20 protein-coding genes are annotated in these 17,893 nt (G+C 58.1%); 9 read left to right on the forward strand and 11 right to left on the reverse strand.

Annotation, left to right across the window (positions count from 1 at the left end; translation table 11 throughout):
* Positions 1-7: 7 nt before the first annotated feature.
* From MR935_RS06560 to MR935_RS06585, 5 genes are all read left to right on the forward strand, one after another.
* Complete coding sequence (locus MR935_RS06560; RefSeq protein WP_290572172.1) at positions 8-388, forward strand: acetyl-CoA carboxylase biotin carboxyl carrier protein subunit; 381 nt, start codon at positions 8-10, stop codon at positions 386-388.
* Between the two features lie 15 nt (positions 389-403).
* Positions 404-1,087: an acetyl-CoA carboxylase biotin carboxyl carrier protein subunit gene (locus tag MR935_RS10730; RefSeq protein ID WP_325208173.1), complete on the forward strand. Its 684-nt coding sequence runs from the start codon at positions 404-406 to the stop codon at positions 1,085-1,087.
* A 14-nt stretch (positions 1,088-1,101) separates the two neighbouring features.
* Positions 1,102-2,271 (forward strand): sodium ion-translocating decarboxylase subunit beta, encoded by a 1,170-nt coding sequence (locus MR935_RS06575; RefSeq protein WP_290572110.1) that lies wholly within the window; start codon positions 1,102-1,104, stop codon positions 2,269-2,271.
* A gap of 157 nt (positions 2,272-2,428) precedes the next feature.
* The gene (locus MR935_RS06580) at positions 2,429-3,004 is read left to right on the forward strand and encodes a TetR/AcrR family transcriptional regulator (RefSeq protein ID WP_290572112.1); all 576 of its coding nucleotides are present in this window, start codon (positions 2,429-2,431) and stop codon (positions 3,002-3,004) included.
* Positions 3,005-3,143: 139 nt separating this feature from the next.
* Complete coding sequence (locus MR935_RS06585) at positions 3,144-3,413, forward strand: sporulation transcriptional regulator SpoIIID (RefSeq protein WP_290572176.1); 270 nt, start codon at positions 3,144-3,146, stop codon at positions 3,411-3,413.
* A gap of 59 nt (positions 3,414-3,472) precedes the next feature.
* On the opposite strand, the gene MR935_RS06590 is transcribed toward MR935_RS06585, so the two are convergent.
* A complete protein-coding gene (locus MR935_RS06590) occupies positions 3,473-3,715 on the reverse strand; it encodes an AbrB/MazE/SpoVT family DNA-binding domain-containing protein (RefSeq protein ID WP_290572114.1) in 243 nt (80 codons plus the stop codon).
* A 104-nt stretch (positions 3,716-3,819) separates the two neighbouring features.
* Here MR935_RS06590 and MR935_RS06595 point away from each other — a divergent pair, with 104 nt between their 5' ends.
* Both MR935_RS06595 and MR935_RS06600 read left to right on the forward strand, forming a co-directional pair.
* Positions 3,820-4,404 (forward strand): nucleoside recognition domain-containing protein, encoded by a 585-nt coding sequence (locus MR935_RS06595; protein WP_290572116.1) that lies wholly within the window; start codon positions 3,820-3,822, stop codon positions 4,402-4,404.
* 126 nt (positions 4,405-4,530) lie between these two features.
* On the forward strand, positions 4,531-5,055 hold the full coding sequence (locus MR935_RS06600) for a spore maturation protein (protein WP_290572118.1): 525 nt from the start codon (positions 4,531-4,533) through the stop codon (positions 5,053-5,055).
* 144 nt (positions 5,056-5,199) lie between these two features.
* On the opposite strand, the gene MR935_RS06605 is transcribed toward MR935_RS06600, so the two are convergent.
* From MR935_RS06605 to MR935_RS06650, 10 genes are all read right to left on the reverse strand, one after another.
* Positions 5,200-6,072: a 3-hydroxyacyl-CoA dehydrogenase NAD-binding domain-containing protein gene (locus MR935_RS06605; RefSeq protein ID WP_290572120.1), complete on the reverse strand. Its 873-nt coding sequence runs from the start codon at positions 6,070-6,072 to the stop codon at positions 5,200-5,202.
* Positions 6,073-6,113: 41 nt separating this feature from the next.
* Entirely contained in the window at positions 6,114-6,929 is an 816-nt protein-coding gene (locus tag MR935_RS06610; RefSeq protein ID WP_290572122.1) for an enoyl-CoA hydratase-related protein, read from the reverse strand.
* Between the two features lie 78 nt (positions 6,930-7,007).
* Entirely contained in the window at positions 7,008-8,198 is a 1,191-nt protein-coding gene (locus tag MR935_RS06615; protein ID WP_290572124.1) for an acetyl-CoA C-acetyltransferase, read from the reverse strand.
* Between the two features lie 186 nt (positions 8,199-8,384).
* Complete coding sequence (locus tag MR935_RS06620) at positions 8,385-9,953, reverse strand: acyl CoA:acetate/3-ketoacid CoA transferase (protein ID WP_290572125.1); 1,569 nt, start codon at positions 9,951-9,953, stop codon at positions 8,385-8,387.
* A gap of 51 nt (positions 9,954-10,004) precedes the next feature.
* Positions 10,005-10,271, reverse strand: a complete 267-nt coding sequence (locus MR935_RS06625) for a hypothetical protein (protein ID WP_290572126.1) — start codon at positions 10,269-10,271, stop codon at positions 10,005-10,007.
* A 103-nt stretch (positions 10,272-10,374) separates the two neighbouring features.
* Positions 10,375-11,820 (reverse strand): 4-hydroxyphenylacetate 3-hydroxylase family protein, encoded by a 1,446-nt coding sequence (locus MR935_RS06630; RefSeq protein ID WP_442863022.1) that lies wholly within the window; start codon positions 11,818-11,820, stop codon positions 10,375-10,377.
* Between the two features lie 63 nt (positions 11,821-11,883).
* Positions 11,884-13,065, reverse strand: a complete 1,182-nt coding sequence (locus MR935_RS06635) for a 4-hydroxybutyrate dehydrogenase (RefSeq protein ID WP_290572127.1) — start codon at positions 13,063-13,065, stop codon at positions 11,884-11,886.
* Positions 13,066-13,350: 285 nt separating this feature from the next.
* On the reverse strand, positions 13,351-14,139 hold the full coding sequence (locus tag MR935_RS06640) for an amino acid ABC transporter ATP-binding protein (RefSeq protein WP_290572128.1): 789 nt from the start codon (positions 14,137-14,139) through the stop codon (positions 13,351-13,353).
* 12 nt (positions 14,140-14,151) lie between these two features.
* Positions 14,152-14,796: an amino acid ABC transporter permease gene (locus MR935_RS06645; RefSeq protein WP_290572129.1), complete on the reverse strand. Its 645-nt coding sequence runs from the start codon at positions 14,794-14,796 to the stop codon at positions 14,152-14,154.
* Between the two features lie 82 nt (positions 14,797-14,878).
* A complete protein-coding gene (locus MR935_RS06650) occupies positions 14,879-15,730 on the reverse strand; it encodes a transporter substrate-binding domain-containing protein (RefSeq protein WP_290572130.1) in 852 nt (283 codons plus the stop codon).
* Positions 15,731-16,084: 354 nt separating this feature from the next.
* Between MR935_RS06650 and hprK the strand changes: the two genes are divergently transcribed.
* Together hprK and MR935_RS06660 are read left to right on the forward strand one after the other, a co-directional pair.
* The gene (hprK, locus tag MR935_RS06655) at positions 16,085-17,017 is read left to right on the forward strand and encodes an HPr(Ser) kinase/phosphatase (protein ID WP_290572132.1); all 933 of its coding nucleotides are present in this window, start codon (positions 16,085-16,087) and stop codon (positions 17,015-17,017) included.
* Between the two features lie 43 nt (positions 17,018-17,060).
* Positions 17,061-17,786, forward strand: a complete 726-nt coding sequence (locus tag MR935_RS06660; RefSeq protein WP_290572134.1) for a phosphatase — start codon at positions 17,061-17,063, stop codon at positions 17,784-17,786.
* Positions 17,787-17,893 lie beyond the last annotated feature (107 nt).

Genomic DNA, 17,893 nt, shown 5'->3' on the forward strand with positions numbered 1-17,893 from the left:
GTCCGGCATGAGTCCCAACTCCTTCCGGATCACCAATGTCTCCTCTGCTCCTGCGGTTGCGGCTCCTGTGGCTGCCCCTGTGGCGGCTCCTGCTGCTGCCCCCGCCCCCGCTGCTGCTCCCGCCCCTGCCGCTGCTCCCGCACCTGCCGCCGCCCCCGCCGCTGTGGCTGCCGGTGAGACTGCTGTCAACAGCCCCATGCCCGGCAACATCTTTAAGGTGGAGTGCAAGGTTGGTCAGGCTGTGAAGGCTGGCGACGTGCTGGTGGTGCTGGAGGCCATGAAGATGGAGATCGAGGTCTCTGCTCCCGTGGACGGCACTGTTAAGGCTGTTTCTGCTGTGGTTGGCACTGCTGTCAACACCGACGATCTGCTGGTCACCCTGGGTTAATGGGGGGTCTGATCTATGCCTGATATTAACAAAGCAATTCTGGACCCGTTTACCCCGCTGAGCGTGCCCGAGGCTCTGATGGTCGCTGTCTGTGGTGTCGTGGTGGTGTTCATGATGCTGGCCATTCTGGCTCTGGTCATCATTATCATCTCCAAGATCGTCAGCTCCATTGAGGGCAAGGCGGCTCCTGCCGCTCCTGCCAAGAAGGCCGCTCCCGCTCCTGCTCCCAAGCCGGCCGCTCCCGCTGCTCCCGCGGTGGATGAGGGTGAGATGGTGGCTGTGATGATGGCTGCCATTGCCGAGGAGTCTGGCATGAGCCCCAACTCCTTCCGTATTACCAATGTCACCGCGGCTCCTGCTGCGGCTCCCGTGGCTGCGGCTCCTGCCGCCGCCCCTGCTCCTGCTCCCGCGGCTGCGCCCGCTCCCGCTCCCGCTCCCGCTCCCGCTCCTGCTGCGGCTCCCGCTGCTGCCCCTGTGGCTGCTGGTGAGACCGCTGTCAACAGCCCCATGCCCGGCAACATCTTCAAGGTGGAGTGCCAGGTTGGTCAGGCTGTAAAGGCCGGTGACGTGCTGGTGGTGCTGGAGGCCATGAAGATGGAGATCGAGGTCTCCGCTCCCGTGGACGGCACCGTCAAGTCTGTGTCCGCTGTGGTGGGCACCGCAGTCAACACCGATGACCTGCTGGTCACGATCGGTTGAAAGGAGGGTGAAGTATGGGTTTCTTTGGAGAAGTTTTAAGTGCAATTTTTGGAGGCTCCGGCTTCGCCGCTCTGCCTAATGACTGGCGCCAGGTCATCATGATCGCCATTGCCTGTCTGCTGCTGTACATGGGCATTGGCAAGAAGTTTGAGCCCCTGCTGCTGGTTCCTATCGCGTTTGGTATGTTGCTGGCCAACCTGCCTCTGACCGGTCTGCTCAATGAGCCCTCCGGCAGCAGCGTTGGTTTCATGTGGGTGCTCTATCAGGGCGTCAACTACGCCATCTATCCGTCCATCATCTTCATGGGCATCGGTGCGATGACTGACTTTGGTCCCCTGCTGGCTAACCCCATGTCCCTGCTGCTGGGCGCTGCCGCTCAGCTGGGCATTTTCACCGCCTTCCTGCTGGCCCTGGTTCTGGGCCCCGTCACCGGCGGTCTGATTTCCTTTATGCCTGCTCAGGCTGCCGCTATCGGCGTTATCGGCGGCGCTGACGGCCCCACTGCTATTCTGACATCTTCTAAGCTGGCTGCGGATCTGTTGCCTGCTATCGCCATTGCGGCGTACTCCTACATGGCTCTGATCCCCATGATCCAGCCTCCCATCATGAAGCTGCTCACCACCAAGGAGATGCGTAAGGTCAAGATGACCCAGCTGCGCACCGTCTCCAAGACTGAGAAGATCATCTTCCCCGTGGCCGTGACCATCTTCGTGATCCTGCTGGTGCCCGATACCGCTCCTCTGATCGGTATGCTGATGCTGGGCAACCTGTTCCGTGAGTGCGGCGTGACTGAGCGTTTGTCGGACACGGCGCAGAACGCGCTAATCAATATTGTCACTGTGTTCCTCGGCCTATCGGTCGGCTGCAAGGCAGTGGCGGAGAAGTTCCTGACGGTTGAAACCCTTATGATTATCGGCCTCGGTCTGCTGGCGTTCATTTTCTCCACGATGGGCGGCCTGTTGTTTGGCAAAATCATGTGCAAGCTGTCCGGTGGCAAGATCAACCCGCTGATCGGCTCGGCAGGCGTGTCGGCAGTTCCGATGGCCGCGCGCGTCTCGCAGGTGGAAGGCCAGAAGGCCAATCCGGCAAACTTCCTGCTGATGCACGCTATGGGGCCAAACGTGGCCGGCGTTATCGGCTCGGCAGTTGCCGCAGGCTTTATGCTTAAGGTATTTGGCGGCTGACCGCATAAAAAAGTCCCTGAAAGCATAGCTTTCAGGGACTTTTTTCGTCGCCGGGACGGGGAGAGCCCGGTGCTGTCCTTGGATATCCGGGCGGGATTGACAAAATCCGTCAAACTGCTATAATAAAAGCCATAGAAATGAACAGGTGGTCTCTATTGTGCAGGTATTGAAGGATGAGCTGAGGCATAAAATACTGCTGGAATCCCAGCATTTGTTTTTGCAATATGGATATGACCGTACCTCGCTGCAGATGATTGCGGACAAGGTGAACATCAGCAAGAGCAATCTTTATCACTATTTCAAAAATAAAGAGGAGCTGTTTTATGAGCTGACGGACGGCGCGGCGGCCGGTCTGAAAAAGCTCATCATGCGCTTTCGGGATAAGCGGTTCGACCCGCGCACCGGCGCGCGGGAATATCAAGTGCTGCTGACTGAGGAGGTCATCTCGCTCCTGCTGGCGGAGAAATACGGCCTGCTGCTCATCATGGAGCAGGCCAAGGGTACGCGGTATGAGGGACTGCGCCCCAGCCTGATCGACATGTTCGCGGCCAAGACGGCCCCTCTGCTGGCGGACGAGGATAACTGCGACCTGATTGCGCAGATTATGGCCCGCAACCTGATAGACGGCACGGTGCAGATACTGAAAAACCGCGTCCGCCCGCGCGAGGTACGGGTCAATCTCAACCGGCTGGTCGAATACCATACGAAAGGCGTTCACGCGCTGCTGAAGTAACGGCAGCGCGTTTTTTGATGCGTTGGGGGAGAGCGAAGGATACGGCCGGACGCATACAAACGGCGTGGGACGTTCTACTCGCCTGCTGCGGTGCATAGGCTGATAACAGAAAATGCATCGGCAGGCAGGGGGGACGATGGTGAAGGGCTTACCCGAGGAGCGAGCCATTCGGCTCGCACAGTATATGATCGAGGAGAAAGCGACCGTGCGCCAGACCGCAGCGCGATTCGGCATCTCCAAGTCCACCGTACATAAGGATATCACGACCCGACTGAAAAATCTGAATGCTGTGCTGTATGACCGCGTGCAGGAGGTGCTGCGCACCAATAAAGAGGAGCGCCACATCCGCGGCGGCATGGCCACGCGGGAGAAATACCGCGCCAAAACGGAGGACGGCACACAGCGGTGAGAGGCAAGAAAAACACCGGCCATCCCCGCGCGGGATAGCCGGTGCGTTATGTAGCTGCCTTACATTAGGCCGATATCGTGCACGCAGCCTTGGCAGATATTTTTACCTTTGAAGTGGATCACATCCTTTGCATTGCTGCAAAAGATACAGGCCGGCTCATGCTTTTTTAAGATAATCTGGCTGCCATCGACGTAAATCTCCAGCGAATCCTTCACGTCGATATCCAACGTTCTGCGCAGCTCGATTGGTAATACGATGCGGCCAAGCTCGTCGACCTTACGGACGATTCCAGTTGATTTCATGGTGTAACGCTCCTTCATTTCCACTGTTGTTTCATTTTCCAAACTATATCACAAAATCCCGAAAGGATTTAGTGACGCATAAAAGGGTAAGGGGGAAGCTGGGATTGATCTCTACAGTGTGGGTGATTTTTTTGGCGGCTGCCTTGGTATGCGGCGCGGCAACCGGGCGGCTGGACGCGGTGACAGCGGCGGTGAGTACGGGTGCTGCGGAAGCGATCTCTCTCGCGGTGAGCATTGCCGGACTGATGTGCTTCTGGAGCGGCATTATGGAGCTGCTCCAAGCCTCCGGCTTAGCGGGCAAACTGTCTCGCTTGATGATGCCCTTGCTGCGGCCACTGTTTGGCAGCGCGGCAAAAGACCGGGAAGCGATGGAAGCAGTCAGCGCAAATGTGACGGCAAATTTGCTTGGCCTGTCCAACGCAGCAACACCGCTCGGCCTATGCGCAGCAGACCGGCTGTACACACTGGCGGGTAGGCGCGGCGCGCCCGATACTGTACTGCGGCTGATCACGTTGAATACGGCGTCCATCCAACTGATCCCGTCCACCGTGGCCGCAGTACGCGCGGCAAACGGCTCGGCCGCGCCGTTTGACATTATGCCGGCGGTATGGCTGGCTTCGGCGGCCTCGGTTGCAGCCGTGCTGCTGAGCAGCACCCTGCTCCGTCCGCTCTTCCCTGACGAAAAATAGCGGGAAATGATGCGCCGCATTACAATTGGTATTATTACATAGCCAGCGCGAGAAGTTTGTCGAAAAAACAAGATGTTACTAAAAATTTCATATTTTTCCAATTTTTATAGTATTCTGGGAGGAATCATGCAGTTGGTGCAAAGTGCGTTCATCCCCATGCTGCTCGCTGCGGTCGGCCTATACGCGCTGTATAAAGAAGTAGAGGTGTTTCCGACCTTTTTGCGCGGGGCAAAAAAAGGCTTAGAAACGGCAATCAGCATTCTGCCAACTATGGTTGGTATGCTGACCGTAGTATACATGCTGCGAGCCTCGGGCGCAATTGATCTGGCAGCCGCGGCGTTGGCGCCGGTTTTCCGTCTGCTTGGTATCCCGCGCGAGTGTACAGCGCTTGCGCTGCTCGGGCCGATCAGCGGAAGCGGAAAGCTGGCAATGGGCAGCGAATTGATGCAGCGCTGCGGGCCGGACAGCTATGTTGGCCGTGTGGCTGCGGTCATACTCGGCTCGTCTGAGACCAGCTTGTACACCATCAGCGTGTATAGCGGGCATATAGGCCTGACCAACACACGTTATGCAGTGCTATCCGCGCTATTGGCAGATCTGACGGCATTTACAGCCTCAGCCGCCGTAGTGAGACTGTACTTTTTACATTAATGACATTATAGCGCATCTATAATAAGATTTCTAGCTTTCGACAAAAAAACGTTAATTTACCCAAAATTTATGTAAAGTGATTGTGAAAAATAGGAAAAATAACAAAAGGGGACTGCACAGCGCAGTCCCTTTTTGTATACCATTTTACTTGACAATTTCTTTGCCAAAGGGGCCATCGTACTCGAAGAAGCCCTTGCCGGTCTTGACGCCGAGCCAGCCGGCGCGAACCATCTTGCGCATCAGCGGGTGCGGACGGTACTTCGGGTCGCCGGTCTCGCGGTACAGGGTCTCCATGATGGCAAGGTTAACATCGTGACCGACCAGATCGGCGGTGTGGAGCGGGCCGGACTTCATGCCGGCGCCTAGTTGCATGGCGATATCAACATCCGCCGGGGAAGCGATGCCGTCAGCAACAATGCCCATGGCCTCGTTCATCATCGGGATCAGGATGCGGTTAACAACAAAGCCGGGGCCTTCGTTGACCGAAACCGGAGTCTTGCCCAACGCGGCCATCAGCTCGAATACAGTCTTGAAGGTCTCGTCCGAGGTCTGGATTGCGCGGATGACCTCGACCAGCTTCATGATCTGCGCGGGATTAAAGAAGTGGCAGCCGATGACCTTGTCGGCGCGGTTCGGGATGCAAGCGGCCATCTCGGTGATGGACAGGGCGGAGGTGTTGGAGGCGAAGATGGTGTGCGGCGGGCAGATCGTATCCAACTCCTGCAGCAGTTCCTTCTTCAAATCCATGCGCTCCAGAATGGCTTCAATCACGAAATCGGCGTCGGCAGCATCCTTGCGGTCTACCGAGGTCTTCAGGCCGGCGAGCAGCTCATTCTTGCGCTCCTCTGTCATCTTCTCCTTCTTGACAAGGAAAGCCAAGTCGCTCGTAATGGTCTTGACGCCGCGCTCACAGAATTCCGGCTTAATGTCGATCATGGTGACAGCATGGCCGCTGGTCATGAAAACCTCCGCGATACGTGCGCCCATGTTGCCGGCGCCGAATACACAAACTTTCATCTGAAATAACCTCTCTTTACTTCGGTAATGTAGAATGGGTTTTACTTATTCTGGAACGCCTTAGCAGGCTTATCCTTGTTTTTGTCAAGGAAGTAGGCCATGCCGTACTTCTGATCCTCGGTCGCAAAGCACTCGCCGAAGATGTTACCCTCCAGCTTGAGGGCGGAGTTCAAATCGACCTGCATACCGACGTTGATCGCTTCCTTGCAGAGCGCGACAGCGATAGGTGCCTGCGCAGCGATCTCCTCAGCCAGCTTGATGGCCTCGTCCATCAGATTTTCCAGCGGGTAAACGTAGTTGACAAGCCCCATCTCAAGCGCCTGTTGCGCGGTATAGTTGCCGCGGCCGGTGTAGATCAGCTCCTTGGCCTTGCCAAGACCAATGATGCGAGCCAGACGCTGGGTGCCGCCGCAGCCCGGAGTGATGCCCAGACCAACCTCGGGCTGGCCGAAAAGCGCGTTGTCGGAAGCGAGGCGGATGTCACAGGACATCGCAAGCTCGCAGCCGCCACCAAGGCAGAAGCCGTTGATCGCGGCGATGACCGGGCGCTTGAAGTTCTCGATCTTCCAGCAAACGCGATTGGAGTCATTGCCGAAGAACTTGCCCTCCTCAACGCTCATGGTCGACATCTGCGCGATGTCAGCGCCGGCAACGAACGAGTTGACGGTCTTGCCCTTTTTGTTGACGACCGAGGAGCCGGTCAGCACGACGGCATAGACATCCTCCATCTTGCCGACTTCGTCGAACGCTTCTTCAAGCTGCGCGTACATGTCGGTGGACAGGGCGTTCATCGCTTGCATGTGCTCGATCTTGACGATCGCTACATGCCCCTTTTTCTCAATTACTACATCGGTCATGGGAAAAACTTCCTTTCAGCTATATTTAACAAATGCTTCCCAAGGGGGCTTTGCAAAGCCCCCTTGGAATGATGTATCTTACTTGCAGAGCTCGTCGCGCTCTACGATCAGGGCTTCGCCCATGCCGCCGCCAATGCACATGGTGGACAGACCGAACTTCGCACCGCGCTTGAGCATCTCATGCAGCAGGGTGGTGGTGATACGGCAGCCGGCCGCGCCAATCGGATGGCCGAGCGCAATCGCGCCGCCGTTTACGTTGACCTTATCCATATCAAAGCCCAGCTCACGGTTGACAGCAGCGGCCTGTGCGGCAAACGCTTCGTTGGACTCGATCAGATCGAGGTCGGCAACGGTCAGACCGGCACGCTGCAGCGCCTGACGGGTGGACTCGATCGGGCCGATACCCATGATGGACGGATCGCAGCCGACAGAGCCGAACGAGCGAACCTTTGCCAGCGGCTTGAGGCCGTTCGCCTTGACGAAGTCCTCAGAGGCGATGATCATCGCAGCGCCGGCGTCGTTGATGCCGGAAGCATTGCCTGCGGTTACTGTGCCGCCGTCCTTCTTGAACGCCGGGCGGAGCTTGGCCAGAACCTCCATCGTGGTGTTCGGCTTGGGATGCTCGTCGGTATCAAAAACGACAGTCTCCTTCTTCTTCTTGACCTCGATCGGAACGATCTCGTCCTTGAACTTGCCCTCAGCGATTGCCTTGGCGGCCTTCTGCTGGGAGGCAAGGGCAACCTCGTCCTGCATCTCGCGGGTGATGCCGTACTTCTCGGCAACGTTTTCCGCCGTGATGCCCATGTGGTACTTGTTGAACACGTCGAACACACCGTCATAAACCATCATATCGACGAGCTTGACGTCGTTCATGCGAGCGCCCCAGCGCATATTGGTGGAGATGTACGGCGCGCCGGACATCGACTCGCAGCCGCCCACCAGCATGACCTGATTCTCGCCCGAGCGAATCATCTGCGCGCCGAGAGAGATCGCGCGCATCGAGGAGCCGCAGACCTTGTTGAGCGTCATTGCGGGGGTCTCAAGCGGCAGACCGGCGCCAAGCGCCACCTGACGGGCTACGTTCTGGCCTACGCCGCCCTGCAGCACCTGACCGAACAGAACCTCGTTGATCGCCGTGGCGTCAATACCGGCGCGCTCGATCGCGGCCTTGGCAGCGGTAGCGCCGAGGACGGAGGAGTGCACGTCGCGCAGGGTGCCGCCGTAGGTGCCGATAGCGGTACGGGCAGCAGAACAGATGTAAACATTCATTTGACAAATCTCCTTTTCTTCTGAATGCACCGGTGTACCGGCGCATCGGTTTTCCTTTTCTTATCTTCGGTTAGTTAATATTTTATAAAATGTACACGAGAATGCAAGGGTTTTTTGAAAACATTGCCAAGCGCGAAGCAACTTACCCAAAAATTACACAATATACACACATAATCCAATCGAAACTTATTCGTTCGCCAAACCCATCAGTGCATCGCGGAAGATGCGGGCGTCCATCAACTTGATCGAGCCGTCCGCTTGATACTCGATATGGGGCTTAAAGTCCATCTGGTCGAGGATCTGGGTCTGCAGGTCGATGCCGGGCGCGATCTCGATGAGGGTCACGCCCTCCGGGCGAAGCGCGAACACGCAGCGCTCGGTGATGTACAGCACAGGCTGGCCGACCTTGTTGGCATAATTGCCCGAGAAGGTGATGTGCTCGACCTGACGGACGAACTTTTTCTTCGCGCCCTCCTGCGTGATGACCAGCCTGCCGTCCACACAGTCGGTTTTCAGTCCCTTGGCGGTGAAGGTGCCGCAGTAGACGACCTTTTTGGCGTTCTGGGTGATATCAATAAAGCCGCCGGCGCCGGCCAGTCGGGTGCCGAACTTGGATACGTTCAGGTCGCCGTTGGGCGCGGTCTCGGCCAGACCAAGGAAGGCAACATCAAGGCCGCCGCCCTGATAGAAGTCGAACTGCACGTTATGCGGGATGATGCACATCGCGTTGGCGGCCGCGCCGAACTGTGTGCCGCCGTAGGGCACGCCCGCGATCGAGCCTGCCTCAACGGTCAGCGTCATCTTGTCGGAAATACCCTCCTCGGCGGCGACGTTTGCGATCTTTTCGGGTGCGCCGGTGCCGAGGTTGACGATCGCGTCAGGCGGCAGCTCCATGGCCGCGCGGCGCGCAATGATCTTTTTGGCATCCATCGGGATGGGGGGGATCGCGTCGACCGGGATGCGGAACTCGCCGGTCAGCGCGCCGTCATACGGCATACCGAGGCACTGCATGTTGTCCTCGGGCGTGCCGATAACGACCGAATCGACATAAATACCCGGGATGGCGACCAGTTTGGGGTCGAGTGAGCCGCCCTGCACGATTTTCTCCACCTGCACGATGACCTTGCCGCCGGAATTCTTGCAGGCCTGCGCCATAGCGGTGACATCCAGCGGGCCGATCTCGCGGTGGACGGTGCAGTTACCGTACTCATCGCAGTAGGAAGCGCGCAGGAACACAACGTCGATCGGAAAAGCCTTGTACAGCAGGCGCTCCTCGCCCTCGATGTTGATGACCTTGACCAGATCCTCCTTGGTGACATCGTTGAGCTTGCCGCCGCCGTTGCGGGGATCAGCGAAAGTGTATAGGCCGACGTGGGTGATCGTGCCGATGTTGTGCGCCGCGATATCGCGGTACATGTGGGAGATAACGCCCTGCGGCAGGTTGTAGGCCTCGATCTTGCCTGCGAGCGCCAGATCGCCGAGCCGGGGCGCGCGGTCCCAGTGGCCGCCGATGACGCGCTTTACCAGCCCTTCATGGCCGTAGTGGTCACCGCCGGTGCCATCCCGGTGGCCTTGGCCAGCCGCGAAAAACAGCGTCAGGTCGCGCGGATGGCCGGTTTCGAGAAAGCGTTTTTCCAGCGCGGTGGACAGTGTTTCGGGACAGGCGCAGCTGACAAAGCCGCCGGTCGCAATGGTATCGCCGTCGCGCACCTTGCGCGCGGCCTCCTCCGCCGAGATAATGCTTACTTTCTTCATCTTTCTATCATCCTCCTGAGGGTAACGGCCGCGTGCGCGCAGCCGCTGGATTTACGAGAGGTGCCGGATCTGCTCGATCGCCGTATCGACCTGATCGCCTGCCGTCAGGATGACGCGGTGGTCAGCGTCAATCTCCTCATACAGATAGGGACAGCCGGTGCAGCCGCGCACGATCAGCAGAACATCGTAATGGATGCCGTTCTCCGGGTAGGAAAAGGCGGCGGTATCCGCCAGCGAGGCGCGCACAGTGCGATAGGCCTCGCCGCGATCATAGCGGGGGTTGCAGCCGCCGCAGAATTTGACAGTGCAGCGCAGCATGTGCGCAGTCCCTCCTTTGCATCCGCTTGGCAGCGGCGGGATATAAACGATTGTAAAGATAGGCACTCACGAAAGTCATGAGTGCCTATGTATAACGCGGCGCTTATTTGATGCGGGCGATGTCCTTGGCGAGCTGCTTTTTCATCTCAAGGTTGGACTGGCGGGCGATCATGATGCGCTGCGCCTGCGGTGAGCCCGCGCCATGCATGGACTCGGGCAGGTAGCCGACAGCGGCGGTGCCCATAGTCATATTTTCGATCAGGCGGAGCACGCGCATACGATCCTCGGTCGGCACGGAAGCGACGCCTTTGAGGTACTTTTCGATATAGGCGTGGGTCGCCGGATTGCGGTAGTCGGCCTCGGAGGGCTGGGTGACCATCAGGCCGCCTGCCAGATCCTGCGCCAGACGCGCAATCTCATAGGGGAAGCGGGTAACGTTCTGCTTGCAGACGTTGGCCAGCAGCAGGTCGATCAGATAGTTGCCCGCGCGGGTCGGCGCGCCCTGCGAGGAGCAGGCGATGCCGCAGCAGTACAGCGTTTCGTTGAGGTGGGTCATCTCGATGATCTTGTCCTTGACGTGCGAGGCCTTGGCCGAGCCTGCCATATCGCCCGCCAGCGCAGTCGCGCCGATGAGCACGTCGCCCACACCGACCTTGCAGCCGCCGTAGGACTGACGGTGGTAGCCCGCGAAGCGCTCGACGATCATGCCGGCGAAGTTGACCTCGCCGTTGAGGAAGATGCGGTCGTTCGGAACGAACACGCGGTCGAAAATGACCAGCACCTCGTGGCCGCCGTAGATCTTGTTGCCCACGTCGATGTCGTTATATTCCTCCAGCTTGCGCGTATCGCAGGACTGGCGGCCGTAAATCAGGGTGATGCCCTCGGAATCGGTCGGCACGGCGAAGGAGATCGCGTAATCCTCATCGCCCTCGCGCATGGCAATGGTCGGCATGACCAGTACCTCATGCGAATTGATAAAGCCGGTCTGGTGCGCCTTGGCGCCGGTGACGTAAACGCCGTCCGGTGTGCGCTCGACCACATGGAGGAACAGGTCGGGGTCAGCCTGCTTGGAGGGCGCAAGGCTGCGGTCGCCCTTGACGTCGGTCATCGCGCCGTCGACCGCCAAGTCCTCCTCCTGCACGCGGGTAAGGAACTTGAGGAAGTTCTCATGGTAGTGCGTACCGCAGGCCTCGTCGGTCTCGTATGTAGCCGAGAACACAGCGTTCATCGCGTCCATGCCGACGCAGCGCTGGAAGCAGGCCGCGGTCTTTTGGCCGAGCAGGCGCTGCATCTTGACCTTCTTGATCAGGTCGTCGGTCGACTGGTGCATGTGGGTGAAGCGGTTGATCTTCTTGCCGGTGATGTGTGAGGTGGCGGTCATCAGATCCTCGTACTCAGGCTGCTCGGCCAGCTCATAGGTGGCGGCAAAGGAGTTGAGCGAGGGACGGATGACGGCGTTATCGACAGGGTTTTCCACCTTCTGTCCGAACATATAGAGATTTAGATGCAGTTTGCGTAAGGATTCGATGTATTGGTCTTTGGTCATCATAGCGATCAAAATATCCTTTCTCTTTTCAAGTGGCGGCGCTGCTGAGAAGACAGGACCGGCCGCTTAGTAGCACTCGCGGTAGATGCGCTCCATCAGTTCAAGATCCATCGGAACATAGGAGTTGGTGATCAGGCGCTGCTGGTTGGCCATGACGGATACCGGGAAGTCCTTGATATCGGATTCCTTAAAGCCATACTCGCGCAGCGGCTTGAGCGGCAGAACCTTTTCGAGCAGCGCGTTGAGCGCCGGGATCGCGTCCTTGGCCTCACAGCCGAGGATGCTGCCGACCAGCTGCTTGAAGTGCATCAGCTCACCGTCGGGGTCCTTCTCATCGTAAATCTCAAGGATCTTGCCGAACAGGGCGTAGTTGGATTCGCCGTGCGGCACATGGTAGGTGCCGCCGAGCGGGAAGGACATGCCGTGCACGGTCGCGCAGCCAGCCTTAAGGAAGGCGATGCCGGCGTACAGTGAGGCGGTCACATACTCGTCAAGGTAGTCAAGCCGCGCGTCGGGGCCGTGCTCACCGATCTGCACGAAGCCCTTGAGAATCATCTCCATCGCCTTGACCGAGAACAGCTCGGAGGTGATGGTCTTGCGGTGCGGGGAGAGGTAGGACTCGGTCGCGTGGATCAGCGCGTCGATCGCGGACGAGGCGAAGGGCTTGTAGGGCAGGGTCTTGAGCAGGTCGGGGATCAGGCAGACCTTGTTCGGGATGATATCGTCGGAAACCAGACCCAGCTTGGTCTCGCCGCCGGTCAGCACGCCGTCCTTCTCGTCCTTAACGATCGCAACGGAGATGTTGGTGCACTCCGAGCCCGTGCCGCAGGTGGTCGGGATGGCGATAACTTCCTTTTCGTGCACGATTGGCTCGCGCTTAAAGTATAGCTCGTGTACGGAGGACGGGCGCTTGCAGCCGAGCAGCTTGCAGAGATCCATAATGGCGCCGCCGCCGATGGCGATAACGCGGTCGTAGGAATCGTACGGGATGGTCTCGTACATGGTCTCGATCATGGCCTCGGAGGGTTCGCCCACGCCGAACTTCTCCTGGAATACATAGTGGCACTTCAGGCCGTACTTCTCCATGAAGGGCTTGTAGATAAACTCATTGGTCAGGACAACGTCGCGCTCACCGAGCTGGAACTGCTCGGCGAACTCACCGAAGTCTGCGAATTTGTAGATGGTGGGGGCGATGATGATCTCCCGCTTGTCAGCCATCAGGGACTTGCTGAAAGCATCCATAGCCATAGTTGAACATCTCCATTCTAAGAATTTTTGCAAAAGGCCGTTTGGGCTTTTATGCAGTGTGCGGGACACAATGTCCCATGTTTGTATTGTATCAAACTAACTCCAGGAATTCAACACAAACACACAAGAAAACCACCAAAAAATAACCATGCATTCCTGTACAAAAACACAACAAAAAAGCCCCGCAATCTAATGATTACGGGACTATTTTAACGCATTTGAAAAGCTTTGTAAATGGGGTACTGGTAAAAATCGCCGAAAAGTTTTCACAGGTGCGGCCGCTCTTTAGCTGTTTTGCGAAAAGCGGCTCAGGAATGCGCGGGTGCGCTCGTTTTGCGTGTTTTCAAATAGAGCGGCGGGAGAGCCTTCCTCAGCGATGCGCCCGGCGTCCATAAATATCACATGGTCGGCCACGTCGCGGGCGAAGGCCATCTCATGGGTGACGATAATCATAGTAGTGTGCTGCGCAGCGAGGCTGCGGATGACGCGCAGCACCTCGCCGGTCAGCTCGGGATCAAGCGCAGAGGTCGGCTCGTCAAAGCAGAGGATGTCGGGCTGCAGCGCGAGCGCGCGCGCAATGGCAACGCGCTGCTGCTGGCCGCCGGAGAGCTGGTGGGGATAATGGCTCATGCGCCCCGCAAGGCTCATCTGCTCGAGCAGCTCGATGGCGCGGTGCTCGATCTGCTCGTGTATCTCGCGCCGGTGCTGCTTGTAATCGGAGCGTTCCTTGGCCAGCAGCAGGCTGGCCAGCATGACGTTTTCCAGCGCGGTATATTGCGGAAACAGGTTGAATGACTGAAAAACCATACCGAAGTGCAAGCGTTTTTTGCGCACCTCAGCATCGCTGACGCTGGCGCGGCGCGCAGCGTCAAACAGCGTTTCACCGCCCACGGCGATCGTGCCCGCGTCGGGCGTTTCCAAAAAATTCAGGCAGCGCAGCAGCGTGGTCTTGCCCGAGCCGGACGAGCCAATGACTGCCAGCGCCTGCCCGCGCTCGAGCGAAAAGCTGATATCCTCCAAAACCCGGGTCGAGCCGAAGCTTTTTTGCAGGCTGCGTACTTCGAGAATAGACATGGCGGCGCCTCCTCATCTAAAATAATCGAGCTTCTTTTCAAGCCAGCCGAACAGCAGCGTCAGTATGCCGCAGAAGGCCAGAAAGAAAATCGCCGTGGAGAACAGCGGCCAGATCAGTCCCTTGGTGGCGTATTCCTTGCTCATCATGATGATCTCCTTGGTGGCGATAACGTTGGCCAGCGCGGTGTCCTTGATGAGCGTCATAAATTCGTTGCCCATGGGCGGAATGACGCGCTTGATGACCTGCAAAAGCGTGACGCGGAAGAAAATCTGGCTTTTGGTCATGCCGAGCACCTGGCCGGCCTCATATTGGCCGCGTGGGATGGACTGGATGCCGCCGCGGAAGATCTCGGAAAAATAGCAGGCGTAGTTGATGACAAACGCCACGCACGCGGCCGTGACGCGGGGCAGCAGCGTGCCCTTCCAGAGCAGGCCGGGGCCGTAGAAAATCACGATGATCTGCAACATCAGCGGCGTGCCGCGGATGATCCAGACAAAGGTCTTGACCAGATATTGCAGCGCGCGGAAGCGGCTCATCGAGCCGAAGGAAATGATAAGGCCGAGCGGCAGCGCGAACAGCAGTGTGATGAAGAAAATCTGGCAGTTGATGCCAAAGGTGCGAGTCAGGCTGGAAAAAATAACGGACAACGAGGTCATGAAAACGTTCTCTCCCCTAAACAAAGGCAAGCGGGGCAGCTTGAAAAAAGCTGTCCCGTCGGCCTTATTTTAATGTAGCGTATCACGCGGCAAGGCTCAGGCCGTACTTCTCGGCCAGCGCGGGCAGGGTGCCGTCGCTGATGAGATCGGTCATGATCTGGTTCACTTCGGTGCACAGGTCGCTGCCCGCGCGGAAGCCGATGCCGTATTCCTCAACCGAAAGCTCGGCGCCCTCAACGATCATCAGGTCGGCAAAGTCGGTGCCCTCGCCGATCATGCTCTTGGCAAGCGTCCAGTCGAGCACGGCCGCGTCGGACGCGCCGGACTCGATCTCAAGCAGTGCGTCGGTCTGCTTGGCGACCGTGGTCAGGTTGGCGGTGGAAAGGCTCACGTCGGACTCGATGGCAGCCTGTCCGGCCGAGCCGGCCTCGGCCACAAGGTTGGCCGCGGACAGCGAGGCGGCATCAGTAAAGATATCCTTGTTGGTGTTCTTGATGACGATGACCTGCATGTTCTTGACATACGGGTCGGAGACCGCGATGTTGGCCTTCAGCTCGTCGGTGATGGTCATGCCGTTCCAGATGCAGTCGATGCTCTTGGCGTTCAGCTCAACGACCTTGGTATCCCAGTTGATCTCGATGAAGTCAGGCGTAACGCCCAGCTTTTCGCAGACGGCGGTGGCAAACTCGGTGTCAAAGCCGGTGAAGTTGCCCTCGGCGTCAGTGTAGTTCATCGGCTCATACACAGTGTAACCGATGGTCAGCTTGCCCTTGTCGCGCACATAGGCAAGGTCGCTTTCCGCGGTGTCCGCCGTGCCGGCGGTATCGGCGGCGGTGTCAGTGCCGGTGTTGGTCGTATTGCCGCCGCAGCCGGCCAGCAGGGAAAGGCTCATCGCGCCGGCGAGCAGCAGCGTCAGCAGCTTTTTGGTTTTCATGGCAGGGTTCCTCCTCAAGCAACAAAAGTCATTTACCATTGTACCACTTTATCGCAGAAAATCAAGAAAAACTTTTTTCCGCCATACCGGGCAGGGAGGCCGACACGCTCCGCCGGACGTTTGGGAGCAGGAAAACGGCCTGCTCGCGGTGTTTGCGGCGGTTTCTGCGCGCCGCACGGGAGAAAAATAACGCAGCGGGGGAGAGGAAGAACCGCCGTGCGGCGGGCGTCACGCGGCGCGGTTTTGATATTTTTGTCACGAAATGACAGAAAGCGTTGAAAAGCGGAGGAATCAAGGGTATAATAGCATCACATACATTTTAGAAGCATTGCTTTGGCGGGAGGGAGCATTATTATGCAGTTAAAAGAATTTGGCGTAAGCCTGGGCGATCTGATACAGGAATTTGACATGGAGATCGTGTACGGCCCGGAGGGCTTTGAGAAGATCGAGATCACCAAGGATGACGTCAGCCGTCCCGGCCTGCAGCTTGCCGGTTTTTTTGATTATTTCGACCCCAACCGCATCCAGATCATCGGCAAGGTGGAGTCGAGCTATGTCGAGCGCATGGAGCCCGCGGCGCGCTTTGCCTGCTTTGACCGTCTGTTCGCCACGGGCATTCCTGTGCTCATCGTCTCCCGCAATATCGACGTGTTCCCTGAGTGCATGGAGGCGGCGCGCAAGCACAATACGCCCATCCTGCGCACCAATGAGTTCACTTCCACCTTTCTGAGCGCGATTATCGCCTCGCTTAAGGTCAATCTTGCGCCCCGTGTCACGCTGCACGGCGTGCTTATTGAGATATACGGCGAGGGTGTGCTGCTGCTCGGCGATTCGGGTGTCGGCAAGTCGGAGACCGCCATCGAGCTGGTCAAGCGCGGACACCGCCTGATTGCCGACGACGCGGTCGAGATCAAGCGCGTGTCGGACAAGACGCTTGTCGGCACTGCGCCCGAGGTCATCCGCCACTTTATTGAGTTGCGCGGCATCGGCATCGTGGATGTGCGCCGTATCTTCGGTGTGGGCGCAATCAAGATGACCGAAAAGGTTGAGCTGGTCATCAACCTTGAGCCGTGGGAGGACGGCAAGCAGTACGACCGCCTCGGACTGGACGGGCAGACGACCAGCATTCTTGATATCGCGGTGCCCAGCCTGACCATTCCGGTCAAGCCCGGCCGCAACCTTGCGGTCATCATTGAGGTCGCCGCAATGAACGACCGCCAGAAAAAGATGGGCTTCAATGCGGCTAAGGAGCTGCAGGAGCGTATGCTCAAGCAATACGGAAATTGACACGGCAAGGGCCAAGCGCCTTGCCATAGGGAGGAACTGACCCATGCAAATCGTAGCAGATCTGCACACGCACACGATTGCCAGCAGCCATGCGTACTCGACCGTATATGAAATGGCGCGCGGCGCAAAAAATAAAAGCCTGCTCGCGCTCGGCATCACCGACCACGGTCCGAACCTGCCGGATGCGCCGCACGAGTGGCATTTTTCCAATTTGGATATCCTGCCGCGCACCATCGAGGGCGTGACCGTTATCCGGGGGATCGAGTTCAATATCTGCCCCGGCGGACGGCTGGACGACATGCACTCCAAAAGCCTGCAGCCGATGGAGTTTGCGCTTGCCTCCTTCCACGACAGCTGCTTTGCGCCCGCGACGATCGCGGCGCATACCGAGGCGCTCGAGGCCGTACTGCACGACCCGCGCGTCAACGCCCTTGGCCACCCCGGCAACCCGAAGTTCGAGTTTGATAAGGAGCATATCATCTCCCAATGCAGCCGATTCGGTAAGCTGGTCGAAATCAACAATCATTCCTTTGCCGGCATCCGCAAGGGCAGCCGCGCGCATTGCGCGGAGATCGCGCGCCTGTGCATGCGGTACGAAGTGCCGGTCGTGGTCAACAGCGACGCTCATATTGAATATATGGTCGGTCGGGTCGATCAGGCGCTGGAAATGCTTGAGGAGGTCGGCTTTCCGGAGGAACTGGTCGTTAACAGCAGCAAGGAACGGCTGGACGAATACTTCCGCAGCCGTGGCCTGCACCTGTTTGCGTGACAATAAGCTGTAACATAAGCGGTGTATTTGTAATATTACAAATGTGCCGCTTTTTTGCCAAGGCATTGAAATGCGACCGCGTTCGTGTTAAAATACCTCCGTATACT

Source organism: Agathobaculum sp., assembly GCF_022775115.1.
Taxonomy (GTDB): Bacteria; Bacillota; Clostridia; order Oscillospirales; family Butyricicoccaceae; genus Agathobaculum.